Here is a 13736-nt window from a genome sequence, read left to right on the forward strand (position 1 = left end):
CATGGGGGCGTTCCTCGTTGAATTCCCTCACGAAAGCATCGAATTTGGCCTGCTGCTGCAGGTTGTTCATGCCCGCAGGCCGGGTGGCTTCCTTCTTCAAGGTCAGGTGCATGCGCTCGTGGCGGCCGTTCTGCTGAGGGTGGCCGGGCTTGATGCGCTCAATGCCGATGCCCAGGCGCAGCCACCACACCGACAGCTTGGACAGATTGTAGAGCCCGTTCGGCGAGGCGAACGGCAAGCCGTTGTCCGTCCGGATCGCAGAGGGCAATCCGCGCTCTTTGAACAGGGCGAGGAAGGCCTCCATGACCGGCTTTTCCTTCGTTGAGTCAAAGGCCTCGCAGCTCAATAGAAAGCGGGACGCGTGGTCGGTGACCGTCAAAGGGTAACAATATTGCCGGTTGCCCAGCTTGAATTCGCCCTTGAAGTCGGCGGCCCACAGATCGTTGGGGGCAAGGCCTGCCGAAAGAGGCGTTCCTTCGGCCTTGTGGGCGCGTCGCCTCTTGCGGGCTCTGCTGACAAGGCCGTGCCGGTCCAGAACCGCATGCACCGTGCTTTGCGCAGGAATGCGAACGTCACCGGCCAACTTCCGAACCAGCACTTCCCGGATCTTGCGTGCACCCCAGTGGGGCTTGTCCTTCCTCGTGGAGACAATCAGGCGCTCAACCTGCTCGGGAAGCTGGTTGGCATGGCGCACCGGCCGGCGCGACCGGTCGCAAAGCGCCTCCAGCCCATCGCGCTGGTAACGGTTCCAGATCTTGTAGCCGGTCTTGCGCGAAATGCCGAACTCCCGGCAAACCGCACTCATGCCTTCGCCAGCCAGCAGGCGGGCAATGAAACGAAGACGTTCCTCCACTTTGGACACCTCTTGCCACGGCATCGACACCTCCCGCCAAAGCGAAAAGTGTTACCCATGTGTCCGGAACGTTCTGTCACCTATGTCTCAGCTCGGGCACAAAAACCTCCGCAGGCCACGCCGCGGAGGTTTTTTGCGTTCAGGCACAGTGAGCCGATCAACGGAACCCGCGCCGTAGCCGGGATTTGGGCGGTCGACAGCCTCAGAGATCAACTGTCGCGCTCTCCCTCAACCAAAGATCCCCGCGATAGCAGGCTTTCCCAAACCTCGGCCTCCGGAAGGAGGTTGGGGTTGTTCCTGCCGGTGGAAAGACGCAGGAATTCACCGAGATTGCGGCGTGGGAGGATCGCGAGTGCCCCACTCTCGAGAACAAGCGGCACCTGATCAGCAAAGCCCCGAACATCTCGGCAGGCACGATGACGAAGATCACGAGAATGATCGTCGACGCATTGCGGTACTGAGAGGGGCGCGAACGTGACCTTCAGGCTCCTGAGCGAACGCGTCGAGGTCCGCTTCGAGGGGCCAAGAGCAGGATGGCGCCGGTGCAGATCGTGTCCTTGCCGGCGGCGGTTAGTGCCGGCAAGGACGCTGTTCGCGTGTCAGGGGAGGTTTATTCGGCGGGGCGGACGCGAATGACGCGCTTGCCGAAGTTCTCCCCGCGCAAGAGGCCGATGAAGGCGCGCGGCGCGTTCTCCAGCCCATCGATGATTTCTTCGCGGTAGCGGATCTTGCCGCTCTCGATCCAGCCGCTCATCTGAGCGGCGAATTCGGGATAGAGATGGCCGAAATCGTCGAAGATGATGAAGCCCTGGAACTTGAGCTTCTTGCGCAGGATCTGCGCCATCAGCCAGTTGAGCCGGTCGGGGCCCTCGGGCAGGCTTGTGGCATTGTACTGGGAGATGATGCCGCAGACCGGAACCCGGGCGTTCGGGTTGAGCAGGGGCAGAACCCCGTCGAGAACCTTGCCGCCGACATTCTCGTAATAGACGTCAATGCCATCGGGGCAGGCCTTTGCCAAGAGCTCGGCGAAGTCCGGCGATTTGTGATCGATGCAGGCGTCAAAGCCCAGTTCCTCGACCGCATAGGCGCATTTCTCCGGCCCGCCGGCGATGCCGACCACCCGGCAGCCCAGAATCTTGCCGATCTGGCCGACGGTGGCGCCGACCGGGCCGGTGGCGGCGGCAACCGCGATGGTCTCGCCGGCTTTCGGCTCGCCGATTCGGGTCAGGCCGGCCCAGGCGGTGAAGCCGGGCATGCCGAGAATACCGAGGCTCCAGGAGGGGTGCGCGGGCGCCTTGCCGAGCTTGGCGACCTCCGTGCCGTCGGAAACCGCATAATCCTGCCAGCCGCTGCGCGACAGGACCAGATCGCCAACCTCGAACCCATCGAGCTGGGAGGCGATCACCCGGGCGACGGTGCCACCGGTCATCACCTCGCCGATCTGGACGGGCGGGGCATAGGAGGGCGCATCGCTCATACGCCCGCGCATGTAAGGGTCGAGCGAGAGGTACTCGATCCGCAGCAGCATCTCGCCCGGCCCGGCGACGGGAAGGGGGGATTCCACCAGTTTCAATGTCTGGTCGGTCGGCTCGCCGATCGGGCGTTCGGCCAGAATCCACTGGCGGTTCACGGTGTCGGTCTGGGGCATGTGTGTGTTTCCTTTCAAAGAGCGGCTTCAAGGATGCGGCGGGCATCGCTGGGGGCAATGCTGCGATGCTCGCCAAGGGCGGTCAGGCCATGATCGGACAGGGCACTGACGATGATGTCGATTTCCGGCGTGCCAACGGCATAGTCGCCAAGGCGCGTCTTGATGCCGAGGCTTTCGAAGAAGCCGCGCGTGGCCGCGATCGCAGCATCGATGCGCTCCTCCTCGCTGCCCTCGCGAATGTCCCAGACATTGCGGGCATATTGCAGCAGCTTGGCACGTTTTGCTTCGCGCTGATCATTCATCAGGGCCGGCAGCACCACCGCCAGCGTGCGGGCATGGTCGGTATCGTTCAGCGCGGTGATCTCATGGCCGATCATGTGGCTGGACCAGTCCTGCGGCACCCCGGCGCCGATCAGCCCGTTAAGCGCCTGCGTCGCCGTCCACATCAAGGCGGCGCGGGTGTCGTAGTCCTGCGGGGTGGCGAGCGCCTTCGGCCCGAGATCGATCAGCGTCCGCAGCAGGGTTTCGGCGAAGCCGTCCTGCACCGGCGCGGCCACTGGATAGGTCAGATACTGCTCGATGACATGGACGAAGGCATCGGCGACCCCGTTGGATATCTGGCGCGGCGGCAGGGAGTAGGTCACCTCCGGATCGAGGATCGAGAAGGCCGGGTAGCAATGCGGGCTGAGGAAGGCGAGTTTCGCCCCCTTCTCCGCATTGGTGATCACCGAGCCGGGGTTCATTTCCGAGCCAGTGGCCGGCAGGGTCAGCACGGTACCGAAGGGCATGGCATCGGCGACAACAGCGCCTTGGGACGTGAGGATCTCCCAAGGATCGCCGTCGTGGCGCACGGCGGCGGCAATGAATTTGGTGGCGTCGATGACCGAGCCACCGCCAACCGCCAGAAGGAAGGTGATGCCGTTGTCTCGGATCAGCTCCACCGCCTTCAGCGCGGTGGCGAACCGCGGGTTCGGCTCGATGCCGCCGAATTCGATCAGCTTGCGCCCAGTGAGTGCGGCGCGCACCTGGGCAAGCACTCCGGTGCGTTCGGCGCTGCCGCCGCCATAAAGGATCAGAACCTTGGCGTCGGCGGGGACGCGGGCATCAAGGTCGGCGATGCGCCCCTTGCCGAACAGGATGTGCGTCGGGTTGTGAAAGTCGAAATTGTTCATGCAGTCAAATCCTTGGCGTATCCGGGGCCCGGTCGGGGCCCATGGGGGCGTACCGTGTGGTTTGTCGGTTTGGGGTGGAAATAGACCGGTCGGCTAGAGGGTGGGCGAAAGAAGAGCGCTCAGGCGGGCGGGATCATCTTGCGGGTCATGTGCATGGCCGAGCGCAAGGGGGCATCGTCATGGGACAGGCCGGCCAGCAGGCTGGCACCGAGCCATTGATGGTAGATCGCCTCGGCCAGGCTCTCCGCATCGTCGAGCGGGGCAATCGAGCCGTCTTCGGCCCCGTCGCGCAGGGTCTGCGACAGCCGCCGCAGGATCGCCGCGACGCCGCGTTGCAGGATACGGCTCATGTCGGGGGAGAGATCGGCCACCTCGGCGGAGAGCTTGACCACCAGACAGCGATCTTCCGGATTGCCGCTGATCTGGCGGGCGTGCCAGGTTTCGAAATAGGTCAGGAGCCGGTCGCGCGCCGTCAGCTGGTCGTCGTTCAATGAGCGGGACAGGCCCTTTTCGTACTCCTCGACAAAGGCGGTCAGCAGTGCACAGCCATAGGCCTCCTTGGAGGCGAAGTAGTGATAGAAGGAGCCCTTCGGCACGCTGGCGGCCTGCAACAGCTCGCTGAGGCCGACGCCCCGGTAGCCGCGGGTCGCCGTCAGCCGGCGGCCGACCGCGAGGATGTGGCTGCGAGTGTCCTGCGCAAGCGTCTCTTGAGACGCTGAGTCTTGAGAAGCTGTGTCTGGAGTTTGCCGTTTCATGATCCGGCATATAGGAGCGAATAGACCGGTCGTCTAGTGGTGGGGTGAGATTTTTGTTTGCCGCCATCAATCGCCCTTTGCGGACGAGGTGGCTGGCGATGGGGCTTGCCCGCTGATGTGCCGTCAGGGTCCGGGATCGTACACCCGGGTGGCGGTCTCCACGTCGAGCCCGGCCGCTTTCCAGTCGACGAAACCATTGGCCAGCCGCTGGGCCGCAAGGCCGTGGGCACGCAGGGCGGCGACCGCATCGACCGACAGAACGCAATAGGGGCTGCGGCAATAGGCGACGATGTTCTGCTTGGCCGGCAGTTCGGCCAGCCGGCGCTCCAGCTCCTCGACCGGGATGTTGATCGCGCCGGGCAGATGGCCGAGGGCGAATTCATCTTCCGACCGGACATCGAGCAGGGTGACGCTCTCCTCGCTCATGCGCCGCAGCAACTCCTCGCGCGAGATCGGCTCGAGCCGGGCCGGATGGCTGCGACTGTCCGCCACCAGGTCATGGATCCGCGCCTGCTGGTGGTCGGCATAGTCGCGCAAGGCAACGAGCAGAGGGGCGATCGGGCCAGTGCCCAGCCGATAGAGCACATTCTTTCCCTCCCGCCGGGTCTGGACGAAGCCGGCACGCTTCAGGTGCTGCAGGTGCTGGGAGGCATTGGCGAGGGAGAGATCTGTCAGTTCCGCCAGACGCTCCACGCTCCGCTCGCCTTGCGCGATGTGCTCCAGAAGCGCGAGGCGGTGGGCGTTTCCGAGCGTGCGGGCCAGAAGGGCAAGGGTCTCGATGTGCGTTTGATGGGTGTTCATCCCGGGAATCTAGGGCGTGGCCACCATTCAATCAATGTGTTGAGCATTGCCAGTACGCGAGGGGTGGCGCATTCTCACAAGTTAAAGGTGTGCCCATTGGCGACACTCGAGGCGAGGGCGCCGTCCCGCCGTGGGGTGCCGGTGAGGCCGCCGGTTCTTTGATGGCTAAACGAGGCCAGGTGTCATGCTTCCCGCCGATCCGATCCCGATCTCCGCGCTTCAGCATGCGGTCTATTGCCTGCGGCAGGCGGCCTTGATCCATCTGGAGCGGCTGTGGGCGGAAAATCGTTTCACCGCCGAAGGCGACAGGCTGCATGCGACGGTCGATCTGCCCGGTGGGCGCAAGGCCCGAGGTGTGCGGCGGGAAAACGCGCTGCCGCTGGCTTCCGCACGTCTTGGGATCGCCGGGGTGGCCGATCTGGTGGAGTTTCTGCCGGGCGCATCTGGCACAACGGCGTCTGGCAAGACGACAGATCGCGAGATCCCATGTCCGGTGGAATTCAAGCGCGGCAAGCCGAAATTGCACCGGGCCGACGAGGTGCAGCTCTGTGCCCAGGGGCTGTGTCTGGAGGAAATGACCGGCGCCGCCGTGCCGGAAGGTGTGCTCTTTTATGCCGCCACCCGGCGCCGGGTGGCGGTGCCGTTCGACGCGGGCCTGCGCCGCCTCACCGAGGACACGATCGAAGAGCTTCGCGGGGTTCTCGCGAGCGAGACGACACCGCCGGCGGTGTATCGCGCCGAGCGCTGCCGCGCGTGTTCGCTGGCCGAGCTGTGCCGGCCGAAGCTGGCCGGGCGCGCGGTGGCGGCCTGGCGTGACCGGATGGTGCGCGATCTGCTGGCGGAGGGGGACTGACCGCATGAAGAAGCTGCTCAACACCTTGTATGTGACCGTCGAGGGGGCGGGCCTGCGCAAGGACGGCGAAAATCTGGTGGCCGAGGTCGAGGGGGAGGAGCGGGCGCGGGTGCCCTTGCACATGCTGGCCTCCGTTGTTGTCTTTGGTGGGATTTATCTCTCTCCGGCGTTGATGCAGGCCTGCGCGGCGGGCGGAATTGCCATTGTTTTGCTGGATCGGATCGGCCGGTTTCAGGCGCGGGTCGAGGGGCCTCAATCCGGCAATGTCCTCTTGCGGCGCGCCCAGTATCGTCTCTCCGAGATGCCGGACGAGATCGTGCGCGGGCTCGTGCTGGGCAAGGTGGCGAACCAGCGCGGTGTATTGATGCGGGCGCTGCGTGATCACGGGGCCGAGCTTGACGAGACGCGGCGCCGGGCCATCGACGCGGCGATCCGGCGTCAGGCGGAGATCCTGCGCCGCATCACTGGGGCGGGCGAGGGAGCGGAAACCCTGCGCGGCGCGGAAGGAGAGGCGGCGAAGCTCTACTTCGGCGTCTTTGATCATTTGCTGCGGTCGCCGGATGAGGAGATCCGGTTTCGCGGTCGCTCGCGGCGCCCGCCGCTCGATCCGGTCAATGCGGTGCTGTCCTTCCTCTATACCCTGCTTACCCACGATTGCCGGGCCGCAGCCGAAAGCGTTGGCCTTGATCCGGCTGTCGGTTTTCTGCACCGCGACCGGCCGGGTCGGCCCAGTCTGGCGCTCGATCTGATGGAGGAGTTGCGGCCCGTCTTCGCCGACCGGCTGGCCCTGTCCATGTTCAACCGCCGGCAATTGCGGGCCGGCGACTTCGAGACGCGGGACGGCGGCGCCGTGTCCCTGTCCGAGGATGGCCGCAAGACCGTGCTCGCCGCCTGGCAGGAACGCAAGAAGGAGGAGCGGATGCATCCGTTCCTGCAGGAGAAGGCACCGCTCGGACTGGTGCCCTACCTGCAGGCGCAGCTTCTGTCGCGGCATCTGCGCGGCGATCTCGATGCCTACCCACCCTGGTTCTGGAAATAGGAGAGACGATGCTGGTGCTTGTGACCTATGACGTGCGCACGTCCGATGCCGGCGGGCCCGGGCGATTGCGGCGGGTCGCCAAGGCTTGCCGTGACTATGGGCAGCGCGTGCAGTTTTCGGTCTTCGAGATCGAGGTGGATCCGGCGCAGTGGACCCGGCTCAAGGCACGGCTGGAAGCGGCGATCGACCCGGAGGCGGACAGCTTGCGCTACTATTATCTTGGCGCCAATTGGCAGCGGCGGGTGGAGCATGTCGGCGCCAAGCCGGCCACCGATCTCGGCGGAACGCTGATCATCTGAGACCGGGAAACCGGCGGAGGTCCGGGCCAGCGCGAACCGCAAGCGTGTCCGGATTCCCCGGGAGGTTCGCGCTGGCCTTACAGGGATGAAAAAATTTGTCTTTTTCCAGACAGGTGCGGCATGGGCGATGATTTGTGGACACGTTTTGCAGAGGTTCGCGCTGGCGAACGATTTTTCTTTGATCCGGCAACGTGATAGGAGGGGGACGTCGCCCCCTCACGGGGGCGTGGATTGAAACAACAGGGTGACCGCAGGTGACAACACCCGGGGCGTCGCCCCCTCACGGGGGCGTGGATTGAAACAAAGAACATCGAGCCGGCAGAGACAGCGCCCCCTGTCGCCCCCTCACGGGGGCGTGGATTGAAACGGAGGACAAGAGCCGGATTGAAAAGGCGTACAAGGAGTCGCCCCCTCACGGGGGCGTGGATTGAAACGCCCGGCGATCACGTCCGGATCATCCGGCGCGCCAGTCGCCCCCTCACGGGGGCGTGGATTGAAACAGAACAAAATTCTCCGGACGATGAATACAATATGGTCGCCCCCTCACGGGGGCGTGGATTGAAACGTCGCGGGGCATGCTTGCATTGGCGCGTATCCTGGTCGCCCCCTCACGGGGGCGTGGATTGAAACAGCCAGTCGGCAAACGCCCCGGCAGCCGCCCTTGTCGCCCCCTCACGGGGGCGTGGATTGAAACTCATACAGCGCAGATTACGATCACGACCCTTTTGGTCGCCCCCTCACGGGGGCGTGGATTGAAACGCGGAGGTCTCGAGCCTCCTTGATGAGATCCGTAGTCGCCCCCTCACGGGGGCGTGGATTGAAACGGAGGTGATCGCCATGACGCCGCGCGAGCTGCCTGTCGCCCCCTCACGGGGGCGTGGATTGAAACGAGGGCGACCAGTGGCAATTGACCCATGACGCGCGTCGCCCCCTCACGGGGGCGTGGATTGAAACATCAACTACAAGGGCGCCGATCAGTTCGACAAGTCGTCGCCCCCTCACGGGGGCGTGGATTGAAACCGGGTGCGGGAAGCCCGGCCGGACTCGAGCGGCAAGTCGCCCCCTCACGGGGGCGTGGATTGAAACGAGGACATCCCGACGGCCACGACCGGCGTCTCGAGTCGCCCCCTCACGGGGGCGTGGATTGAAACCCGCTGCTGCCGGCATTTGATGGCGCCGGCGGGATGTCGCCCCCTCACGGGGGCGTGGATTGAAACTCGCGGTGGCGCTGATCAGCGGGCTGCTGCTGGGTCGCCCCCTCACGGGGGCGTGGATTGAAACGATCGTGAAATCGATTGTTTGGCGGATCAGCGGGAGTCGCCCCCTCACGGGGGCGTGGATTGAAACATCCGTCGCCATCATGCGCCCCACAAAAAAGGCCCGTCGCCCCCTCACGGGGGCGTGGATTGAAACCAATATTGCGCCGTCACATCGGTCGCGCTGTCGAGTCGCCCCCTCACGGGGGCGTGGATTGAAACGCGAGGCGCTGGCCTCGCTGGTTGCCGAGCTGGCGTCGCCCCCTCACGGGGGCGTGGATTGAAACGGGAGGACCCTCGATCCGATCCCGCGCGCGCAATGTCGCCCCCTCACGGGGGCGTGGATTGAAACCGCCAGGACCATCGCGACGCCTCGATGATTGGCCGTCGCCCCCTCACGGGGGCGTGGATTGAAACGCCGAGTCCACGCCGATCGTGTAGAGGTTGATCGTCGCCCCCTCACGGGGGCGTGGATTGAAACCGAACGGTGTCCAGTTGCTGTTCGTCGGCATCCGGTCGCCCCCTCACGGGGGCGTGGATTGAAACGTGCGCTCATTATGGGGCCGTACATTGGGTGTTGTCGCCCCCTCACGGGGGCGTGGATTGAAACTGGCGTCATGATGATCTCGGACGGATCGACAAAAAGTCGCCCCCTCACGGGGGCGTGGATTGAAACGTTGCGACAGCATACCAGCCATTCGGCTCAAGGATCGCCCCCTCACGGGGGCGTGGATTGAAACCGCCGATGAATTTATTTTTGGTGGCGGTGCGGTGGTCGCCCCCTCACGGGGGCGTGGATTGAAACCCTGAAACGGATGATATTTCGGGCGGCCGGTCGGTCGCCCCCTCACGGGGGCGTGGATTGAAACGGGTGCAGCAGCTCAAAACGGCGGGTGGTCAGGGGTCGCCCCTCGCGGGGGCGTGGCTGCCTCAGCCGCCGGAGGGCTGGCCCTGCTGTTGGCGCAGCAGCGACAGCAGCAGGGTGTCGGCCCGGTCCCGGTGCTGCTGGTGCAGCCGGGTTGCCTCCGCCTCATCGCCGGCGCGGATCGCCGCCAGGATCGCCCGGTGCTCCTTGTCGGAGATTACCGGCAGCGGGCGAAGCCCGGCGATGGCGATGCGGGCGCGGTATTGCTGGTCCCAGAGCTGGCGCAGCATGCCCTGCAGGCGCGGGTTGCCGCAAAGGGCGACCAGTTCGGCGTGGAACAGATCGTCCAGCTCGGACCATTGCGCGATGTCGCCGCGTTTGGTGGCCCGTTCCATCTGGCTGAGAATGCCGTCAAGCCGCTCGTAGTCGGCCGCGCTGATGCCGCGCCGGGCTGTCAGTTGCGCGGCCTTGACCTCCAGGGTCGAGAACACCTGGTAGATCTGCTCGATCTCCTCGATCGACAGCGCCCGGACGGTGATGCCATGGCGCGGCCGCACGTCGACAAGCCCTTCCTCCTCCAGCCGGATCAGCGCCTCGCGCACGGGTGTCCGGCTCAGCGACAGGAGGCTGGCCACCTCGGTTTCCAGCAAGGTGGTGCCCGGGGGCAAGCGGCCTTCCAGAATGCGGTATTTCAGGTCGTGATAGGCGCGCTCGCGCGCCGGCAGTCTGGCGATGCCCTGAAGGCTGGGCCTTGGTCTGGAAAAGGCCTGGCCGTCGGCATGCGCCCTGCCGGTCGCCGATCCGCTTTTTCGTCCCCGTCCGCCCAGAGCCCTGCTCCCCGCTTGTCGGTGTCTTGTGTTTGCGTGTCGCTCTTCGCGCCGGGCGGGTCGCCGGTTGGCCCTGCGTCCCAGCCCGGTGCGCCCGCGGTGGCATAGCCGTTTTTCGCGCGGGAGGGAACATGAGAGCCGATAGCCGCTCCCCGCGTCGGTCGCGGCTCAGCTCGCCGCCTTTCGCGCCTCCTCATCGGCGATGTGGTCGCAGATGATGGTGTCGAAATCCGCATCCGCCCGGAAGCCGGCGGCCTCCGCCCGCGTGGCCAAAAAGTCCCGTGGCCAGCCGGCAACGATGGCGGCGATTTCCGGATCCGGCTGGTGCGTGATCCGGCCGGCGACCTGCGGGCCGGCCACCCGGCGCAGGGCTTCGATCATCTCCGCCACGGTGATCGACAGGCCGGGCATGGTCAGCGACCGTCGGTCGCCCAGAAGGCCCGTGTCCATGTTGGCCGCGTGCAGCAGGAAGCCGACCGCCGCCGTCGGGCTGGCGACCCATGCACGCACCGTGTCCGCGACCGGCAGGATCGCTTCCTGTCCGACGAGCGGTTCGCGGATGATACTGGAGAAAAAGCCCGAGGCAGCCTTGTTGGGCTTGCCCGGCCGCACGACGATGGTCGGCAGGCGAATGCCGACCCCGTCAACGAACCCCTTGCGGGTGTAGTCGGCCAGAAGCAGTTCGCCGATCGCCTTCTGCGTGCCGTAGCTGGTCAGCGGCGCGCATTGGAACGTATCGTCGATCTTCTCGGGAAAGGGGGCGCCGAAGACGGCGATGGAGGAGGTGAACACAAGGCGCGGCCGGTAGCCTTCGCCGACCTGGCGCACCGCCTCCAGAAGGTGCCGGGTGCCGTCCAGATTGACGGCGTAGCCCTTGTCGAAGGCGGTTTCGGCCTCGCCGGAGACCACTGCCGCCAGATGGAAGATCACGTCCGGCTTGCGCGCCACCAGCGTTCGCAGTGCGTTCGCATCGGTGATGTCGGCGGTCGCCGTCTCAAGGGTTGGTCCGGCGTCGGAGGAGAACGCCGGCCGGACCACGTCGACCGCAAGGATCGAGGCGATCTGGCTGCCGCACAGTCTGCCGTTGGCGAGCAGCTGTTCGGTCAGTCTGCGGCCGAGCATGCCGGCGGCGCCGATGATCAGGATGCGCATGGCGGTTCCCTCCTCCTCCGGGCGTTGCGGGGTCAGTGATTGTCGCGCGGCACCGGCGGCTGGGTGCCATCGGTCCCGCCCTGGGCGAGCCGCTGGTAGTTGACCGCCGGTTCGAGCACCATGCCGGCGTCCAGTTGAGCGACGAGACCGCGCTGGATCTCCTGCCAGGGCGTCTGGTGCGCCGGGTAGGCATAGCCTCCGGCGGCCTCCAGCGCCTTGCGCCGCTCCGCCAGTTCGCTATCGGAAATCAGGATATCGGCCGAGCAGGCGTTGAGGTCGATACGCACCCGGTCGCCGGTTTTCAGCAAGGCCAGCCCGCCGCCGGCCGCCGCCTCCGGCGAGGCGTTGAGGATCGACGGGGATCCGGACGTGCCGGACTGGCGCCCGTCGCCGATGCAGGGCAGCGAGGTCACGCCGCGTTTGAGCAGGTAGTCGGGCGCGCGCATGTTGACCACCTCGGCAGCGCCCGGATAGCCGATCGGCCCGGCGCCGCGCATGAACAGGATCGAGGTCTCGTCGATGGCGAGAGCCGGATCGTCGATCCGTGCATGGTAATCCTCCGGCCCGTCGAACACCACCGCCCGTCCCTCAAACGCCATCGGGTCGTCCGGGTTCGACAGGTAGCGCTGGCGGAATTCGTCGGACACCACCGACAGCTTCATGATGGCGGAGTCAAACAGGTTACCCCGCAGAACCCGGAAGCCGGCATTGGCCAGAAGCGGCCGGTCGAAGGGACGGATCACCCGTTCGTCCTCGATGGTCGCATCCCGGCAGTTCTCGCCGAGACTGCGGCCGTTGACGGTCAGCGCGTCCTCCTCGATGAGTCCGGCCGACATGAGCTGGCGAACCACCGCCGGCACGCCGCCGGCGCGGAAGAAATCCTCGCCGAGATACTCGCCCGCCGGCTGCAGGTTGACCAGCAGCGGCACCGTTTCGCCATGGGTCTGCCAGTCGTCGATGGACAGCTCCACCCCGAGGTGGCGGGCGATGCCGTTGAGGTGGATCGGCGCGTTGGTGGAGCCGCCGATGGCGGAGTTGACGCGAATGGCGTTGAGGAAGGCCGCGCGGGTCATCACATCCGTCGGCTTGAGGTCCTCATGCACCATGTCGACGATGCGCAGGCCCGTGCGATAGGCCATCTCCTGCCGGTCGCGATGGGGCGCGGGGATTGCCGCCGAGCCGGGAAGCTGCATCCCCAGGGCCTCGGCGAGGCTGTTCATGGTCGTCGCCGTGCCCATGGTGTTGCAATAGCCGGTCGAGGGGGCGGAGGAGGCGACCAGCTTGACGAACCCCTCATAGTCGATCTCGCCGGCGGCCATCATCTCGCGGGCCTTCCACACAATGGTGCCCGAGCCGGTGCGCTCGCCCCGGAACCAGCCGTTCAGCATCGGCCCGACCGACAGGGCGATGGCCGGAATGTTGACGGTGGCGGCCGCCATCAGACAGGCGGGGGTGGTCTTGTCACAGCCGATGGTCAGCACCACCCCGTCGAGCGGATAGCCGTAGAGCACCTCCACCAGGCTCAGATAGGCCAGATTGCGGTCGAGCGAGGCGGTCGGCCGCTTGCCGGTCTCCTGGATCGGATGAACCGGAAACTCGATGGGGATACCGCCGGCCTCGCGAATGCCATCGCGCACCCGCTTGGCAAGTTCCAGATGGTGCCGGTTGCAAGGGGAGAGGTCCGAGCCGGTCTGGGCGATGCCGATGATCGGCTTGCCCGACTGCAACTCCTGCTGCGACAGGCCGAAATTCAGGTAGCGCTCCAGATAGAGCGCTGTCATGTCCGGATTGTCCGGATTGTCGAACCAGGCGCGGGACCGCAAGGCGGGTTTGCTCGGGGGGGTGCTCATGGGATCTGCGGGCCTTCGATATCCGTTTGTGTCAAGGATGGTTGCCATTAATGTATACAATAAAATCGGATCTGGGAATGCACTCCTCACGCCCAGCCGCCAACCCAGTCGCCTTCGCCCCCGTAAATCGCCAGATAATCAGCAATTATAGAAGCATATATCATTTTTGACGTTCCCTTGACCCCGGCGCGGCACTGCCTGAAGTCTGTCGCTGAATTGACCTTTATGGATACGTTGATGCGGATCCGTGGTGCAAGGCTGTGAGCGGGGAGGAGAGGCCTGAGGGGGCGTCGCGGGCAGTCGCCCCGGGCGTGCCGGCGCGATCGTTCATCTGGATGCGACCCACTCGGTCGTCCTGTCGATGCT

The 13736-nt window shown here is 65.6% G+C and carries 11 protein-coding genes and 1 CRISPR repeat array; of the genes, 3 read left to right on the top strand and 8 right to left on the bottom strand.

From position 1 onward, the window contains the following. The 5 genes from IEV83_RS15360 to IEV83_RS15380 form a co-directional block, all read right to left on the bottom strand. Nucleotides 1–877, bottom strand: an 877-nt coding sequence (locus IEV83_RS15360) for a helix-turn-helix domain-containing protein (protein ID WP_188478611.1), incomplete at its 3' end; no start/stop codon positions are given. 586 nt (nt 878–1463) lie between these two features. Further along, nucleotides 1464–2501: an NADPH-dependent curcumin/dihydrocurcumin reductase gene (gene curA / locus IEV83_RS15365; RefSeq protein ID WP_181762133.1), complete on the bottom strand. Its 1038-nt coding sequence runs from the start codon at nt 2499–2501 to the stop codon at nt 1464–1466. Nucleotides 2502–2515: 14 nt separating this feature from the next. Then, nucleotides 2516–3673: an iron-containing alcohol dehydrogenase gene (locus IEV83_RS15370; RefSeq protein WP_181762134.1), complete on the bottom strand. Its 1158-nt coding sequence runs from the start codon at nt 3671–3673 to the stop codon at nt 2516–2518. Nucleotides 3674–3792: 119 nt separating this feature from the next. Continuing rightward, nucleotides 3793–4428 (bottom strand): TetR/AcrR family transcriptional regulator, encoded by a 636-nt coding sequence (locus IEV83_RS15375; protein WP_181762135.1) that lies wholly within the window; start codon nt 4426–4428, stop codon nt 3793–3795. A gap of 123 nt (nt 4429–4551) precedes the next feature. Continuing rightward, the gene (locus IEV83_RS15380) at nt 4552–5229 is read right to left on the bottom strand and encodes an ArsR/SmtB family transcription factor (RefSeq protein WP_181762136.1); all 678 of its coding nucleotides are present in this window, start codon (nt 5227–5229) and stop codon (nt 4552–4554) included. Between the two features lie 184 nt (nt 5230–5413). Between IEV83_RS15380 and cas4 the strand changes: the two genes are divergently transcribed. From cas4 to cas2, 3 genes are read left to right on the top strand one after another with little or no spacing between them, the layout of a single operon-like run. After that, entirely contained in the window at nt 5414–6082 is a 669-nt protein-coding gene (gene cas4 / locus IEV83_RS15385) for a CRISPR-associated protein Cas4 (protein ID WP_181762137.1), read from the top strand. A 4-nt stretch (nt 6083–6086) separates the two neighbouring features. Next, nucleotides 6087–7121 (top strand): type I-C CRISPR-associated endonuclease Cas1c, encoded by a 1035-nt coding sequence (cas1c, locus tag IEV83_RS15390; protein ID WP_181762138.1) that lies wholly within the window; start codon nt 6087–6089, stop codon nt 7119–7121. An 8-nt stretch (nt 7122–7129) separates the two neighbouring features. Then, nucleotides 7130–7420 (top strand): CRISPR-associated endonuclease Cas2, encoded by a 291-nt coding sequence (gene cas2, locus IEV83_RS15395; protein WP_181762139.1) that lies wholly within the window; start codon nt 7130–7132, stop codon nt 7418–7420. Nucleotides 7421–7627: 207 nt separating this feature from the next. Beyond that, nucleotides 7628–9545: direct repeats of the CRISPR family, unit length 31 nt; unit sequence GTCGCCCCCTCACGGGGGCGTGGATTGAAAC. A gap of 61 nt (nt 9546–9606) precedes the next feature. On the opposite strand, the gene IEV83_RS20260 is transcribed toward cas2, so the two are convergent. From IEV83_RS20260 to IEV83_RS15410, 3 genes are all read right to left on the bottom strand, one after another. Beyond that, nucleotides 9607–10275 carry a GntR family transcriptional regulator gene (locus tag IEV83_RS20260; RefSeq protein ID WP_443096377.1) on the bottom strand — a complete coding sequence of 223 codons (669 nt, stop codon included), beginning with the start codon at nt 10273–10275 and terminating at the stop codon, nt 9607–9609. A gap of 261 nt (nt 10276–10536) precedes the next feature. Further along, complete coding sequence (gene denD / locus IEV83_RS15405) at nt 10537–11520, bottom strand: D-erythronate dehydrogenase (protein ID WP_181761304.1); 984 nt, start codon at nt 11518–11520, stop codon at nt 10537–10539. Between the two features lie 32 nt (nt 11521–11552). After that, a complete protein-coding gene (locus tag IEV83_RS15410; RefSeq protein WP_181761303.1) occupies nt 11553–13370 on the bottom strand; it encodes an IlvD/Edd family dehydratase in 1818 nt (605 codons plus the stop codon). Between the last annotated feature and the right edge of the window lie 366 nt (nt 13371–13736).

Source organism: Stappia taiwanensis (assembly GCF_014635285.1).
GTDB lineage: Bacteria > Pseudomonadota > Alphaproteobacteria > Rhizobiales > Stappiaceae > Stappia > Stappia taiwanensis.